1 protein-coding gene is annotated in these 4665 nt (G+C 48.2%); it reads right to left on the bottom strand.

What is annotated here, in order from left to right:
* Window positions 1-339: 339 nt before the first annotated feature.
* On the bottom strand, window positions 340-4665 hold a 4326-nt coding region (locus OCT58_RS08865; RefSeq protein ID WP_438361123.1), incomplete at its 5' end, for a mucin-binding protein.

Here is a 4665-nt window from a genome sequence, read left to right as displayed (position 1 = left end):
TGAAAACGGGTGTAATAATCTCAGACTTTTCTTCCATACAAAACGACCTCCTATATTGATGTTGTCACCAGTATAGGAGATCGTGCGGTTTATTAATAGACGTATCGCTACGGCGGGCTTACGTTATTGACTGCTTACGGTTCACTTAATATGATACCTGACGTCACGCCGAATGGCGTTTTTTATTTACCACCAACTGGGTGGCTAACTTCATTCTATAATCTACCGTAAATATATAATCGATAAGTATCTTTGCGAAAAAAGACAAAAAGGCTCAACCTTTGAAAAATCAAAGGTTGAGTCTTTTTTATCTGTGATGAATCTATTTTATTGTTTCATCTAGTCTTCGTGACACTTCTTCTTTGAGCCAAAGCCCAGGCCAAGACCAGCGGCGAACATTGCGCTTGCCAATCCCAGTGCGCCCTTTTCATTGTTGGCGTTACCAGTTTGTGGCAATTGTTGAGCACCAGCATTGTTTTGGGTTTGACCTGACTGGCCGTTTTGAGCGGATTGACCAGTCGTTGAACCGCCATTCGTTGCTTGACCACCATTGGAAGCATTGCCGCCTTGGTCAGCTGCCTTGCCAGAATCAAGCTTCTTGTAGGTGATGTTGATCGTCATGTCTTGATCATTTGGCGTAACCGTAATTTCTGGAACGGATGCAGATGGCTCGTATCCAGAAATGTTTGGTACGTCAACGCTTTCCAAAACGACATTCTTCGACCATGGTCCATAAGTTACTTCACCGGTAACCTCATCAACCGTTGCACTCCGCGTAAATTCAGCCTTCTGCGTGATCGTCTGTGTCTTGCCATCTGGCGTCGTAATGTTGATCGTCCGCGTAACGGTCTTGTTCAGATCATCCTTGGCAACACCGCTCGGGTAATTCTTGCCAGGGTTGTCCGGCAATACATCAGCCGGCGTCTTTGGATTGTCTGGCGTAACGATCGTCGTAGCGTGCGTGAAGTAGTACTTGAAGTATTGGTGAACTTCAGAATTCTTGTCGTAGGTCGTGCCGGCAGCAAAGACATTGTTATTAGCATTGTCCTTATCAAAGACATAACCTTGCTTTTCGAGTTCCTTGACGACTTCATTTGGATCCTTGGTAAAGCCGATCGTTTCATCAGTCTTGCCATTTACGATTTCACGCGTGTTGCTGATTTCCTTGCCCGTTGTTTCATCATAGAAGATGGCTTGAGCTTCTTGGGGATCACCAACATAAACGACCGTCTTGACAATGTCTTTTGAATCTGGCGTAACGGTGAATTCGTTAATTTGCTGGTGGTTTGGCGTGTAACCTTCGACTGCTGGGCTAGGTACGGCAGCAAATGTCTTACTGTCAGCCTGATTACCATCAACCGTCCATGGATCGTAGGAAACAACCTTGCCGGTAACGTTATCGGTCGTGTAGCCGCGCTTGAAGGTTACTGCTGTCGTGGAGTCTGGCTGAACGGTTTGGTTGTTTTCGTCAACGTAGTGAATCGTTTCCGTAACCGTCTTTTGTTCAGCATTCTTGTCGGTTGCATCGGTATGCGTCATGCCATGCTTGAAGTGAACTTCATAGGTTGGCGTGCCAACACCGAACTTAGTACCTGGCTTAAAGCCGTCCGATACCAGAACGTAGCCGTCGCCTTCGTACTTCTTGATGCCTTCAGCCGTGCTGTATGGAATCGTTTCATCCGTGTAGCCGTGCAGATCGTCTTGACGCAGCGTCTCGCCAGTCGTGTCATCAACGTACTTGACGTAGGCTGTTTGGGCATCAGCCGTGTAGATGACCGTAAGCGTTGGGCCTTGTTCGGCATCGCTGTTGGAACTGCGCTTTACCACCGCTTCGCTTGGCGTGTAGCCGGCAATCGTTGGTGAAGTCAAAGCCTTGTAGCTCTGGCTGGCTTCGTTCCACTTGCCCCAGGCCACGATACCCGTAACGTCATCCAGGACACCGTTCCGCGTAAACGTTACCTGAGCCGTCTGATCTTCAGCGGCCTTGGTGCCATTAGCGTACTTGTAGTGAACCGTTTCCGTCAGCGTCTTCGTACCCTTCGTGCCATCAGCCGAGGAGTGGTTTGGATCAACGTTTTCACGATGATGCTTGAAGATTATCGTGTAGGTTTGGTCAGTCTTGTCATCGTTGTCGAACTTCTCACCAGCCGGGAAGTTGTCCTTGAACAATTCGTAACCGTCGCCTTCAAACTTCTTGATGCCTTCAGCCGTGCTGTATGGAATCGTTTCGTCCGTGTAGCCGTCCAAATCATCCTGACGCAACAGCTGGTCAGTTTCACCATCAATGTATTGAACGTGAACCTTTTGGGCATCAGCCGTGTAGATGACCGTAAGCGTTGGGCCTTGTTCGGCATCGCTGTTGGAACTGCGCTTTACTACCGCTTCACTTGGCGTGTAGCCGGCAATCGTTGGTGAAGTCAGAGCCTTGTAGCTTTGGCTGGCTTCGTTCCACTTGCCCCAGGCCACGATACCCGTAACGTCATCCAGGACACCGTTCCGCGTAAACGTTACCTGAGCCGTCTGATCTTCAGCAGCCTTGGTACCATCTGCGTACTTGTAGTGAACCGTTTCCGTCAGCGTCTTCGTACCTTTCGTGCCGTCAGCCGAGGAGTGGTTTGGATCAACGTTTTCACGATGGTGCTTGAAGATTACCGTGTAGAATTGATCGTTGGTGTCATCGTTATCGAACTTCTCACCAGCTGGGAAGTTGTCCTTGAACAGTTCATAACCGTCGCCTTCAAACTTCTTGATGCCTTCAGCCGTGCTGTAAGGAATCGTTTCATCCGTGTAGCCGTCCAAATCATCCTGACGCAGCATCTGGTCAGTTTCACCATCAATGTATTGAACGTGAACCTTTTGGGCATCAGCCGTGTAGATGACCGTAAGCGTTGGGCCTTGTTCGGCATCGCTGTTGGAACTGCGCTTTACCACCGCTTCGCTTGGCGTGTAGCCGGCAATCGTTGGTGAAGTCAAAGCCTTGTAGCTCTGGCTGGCTTCGTTCCACTTGCCCCAGGCCACGATACCCGTAACGTCATCCAGGACACCGTTCCGCGTAAACGTTACCTGAGCCGTCTGATCTTCAGCCGCCTTGGTGCCATTAGCGTACTTGTAGTGAACCGTTTCCGTCAGCGTCTTCGTACCCTTCGTGCCATCAGCCGAGGAGTGGTTTGGATCAACGTTTTCACGATGGTGCTTGAAGATTACCGTGTAGGTTTGGTCATTCTTGTCATCGTTGTCGAACTTCTCACCAGCCGGGAAGTTGTCCTTGAACAGTTCATAACCCTTGGCTTCCAACTGTTTGATCATATCAGCAGTGCTGTAGTTGATCTTTTCGTCAGAGTGGCCATTAACCTTATCAGTGTGCAGTATCTCATCACTTTCGCCATCAATGTAATTGATAACAGCATGTTGAACATCGGCATTGTACTTAACAACATAAGTAACATCACTGTCACCAGCATGGTAGGTAATGGCTGGAATTTCGTTGGTATCAGCAGTGTAGCCCTTGAGAGCTGGACTGGTTACAACACTGGTTTGTTGACCGGCAACCGTTGACCAGTCTGGCCAGGTTACTTCATGAGTAACGAGATCCTTGTCACCTGTACGCTTGAACGTCAAGGTTTGCACATTATCAGCCAAACCAGTTGACGTGCCATCAGCGTATTCGTACTTAATTGTCTGTGTAACCGTCTTTTGACCTTTTTGTGGATCTTGGTCTGGCGTTACCGTCGCATGTCCGTGCTTCAGGTAGTACTTGAAGTATTGGTGAACTTCGGAATTCTTGTCGTAGGCCGTTCCAGCGACAAAGACATTATTCTTAGCGTTATCCTTGTCAAAAACGTAACCCTGCTTTTCGAGTTCCTTAACGACTTCATTTGGATCCTTGGTAAAGCTGATCGTTTCATCAGTCTTGCCAGTTGCAATTTCACGTGTCCCACTGATTTCTTTGCCCGTCGTTTCATCATAGAAGATGGCTTGGGCTTCTTGGGCATTCCCAACATAAACCACCGTCTTGACGACGTCTTTTGAATCTGGCGTAACAGTGATTTCATCAATCTGCGAATGGTTTGGCGTGTAGCCTTCAATGGCTGGACTCTTTACGAAACCAAACTTCTTGCTGGATACCATCCATGGATCGTAGGAAATAATCTTATGCGTAACGTTGTCAGTCGTGTAGCCGCGCTTAAAATCAACCGCTGACGTGTAGTCTGTCTTAGCAGTCTGGTTGTTTTCGTAAACGTAGTGAATCGTTTCCGTAACAATCTTTTGTTCAGCATTCTTGTCGGTTGCATCGGTATGCGTCATGCCATGCTTCAGATAGATCGTAAACTCTTGTGGCTTAACGTCATCATCGTCATACGCTGCATTGGATGGGAATCCCAGTTTAGTGTTATTCTCATCCAGAACGTAGCCTTGTTTTTCCAGTTCAGCCAGCGTCTGGTCCGCTTGCGTCCGATCAACCTTTTCACCAGTCTTGCCAGTCAGATGAATCGTTTGGTTATCTAACAGCTTGTGGTCTGTCTCGTCATAGAAGTTGATGGCAGCTTCTTGCGTGTCAGCGGTATAGTAAACTGTCTTGTTAATATTTTGGGAATCTGGCGTTACCGTTTGAGCGGCAACTTCTGCTTGATCGGCCGTGTAACCAGCAATGACTGGACTCTTGAC

The organism is Limosilactobacillus kribbianus (assembly GCF_026413145.1).
Classification (GTDB): Bacteria; Bacillota; Bacilli; order Lactobacillales; family Lactobacillaceae; genus Limosilactobacillus; species Limosilactobacillus kribbianus.
This window is presented reverse-complemented; position numbering and strand designations above follow the sequence as displayed.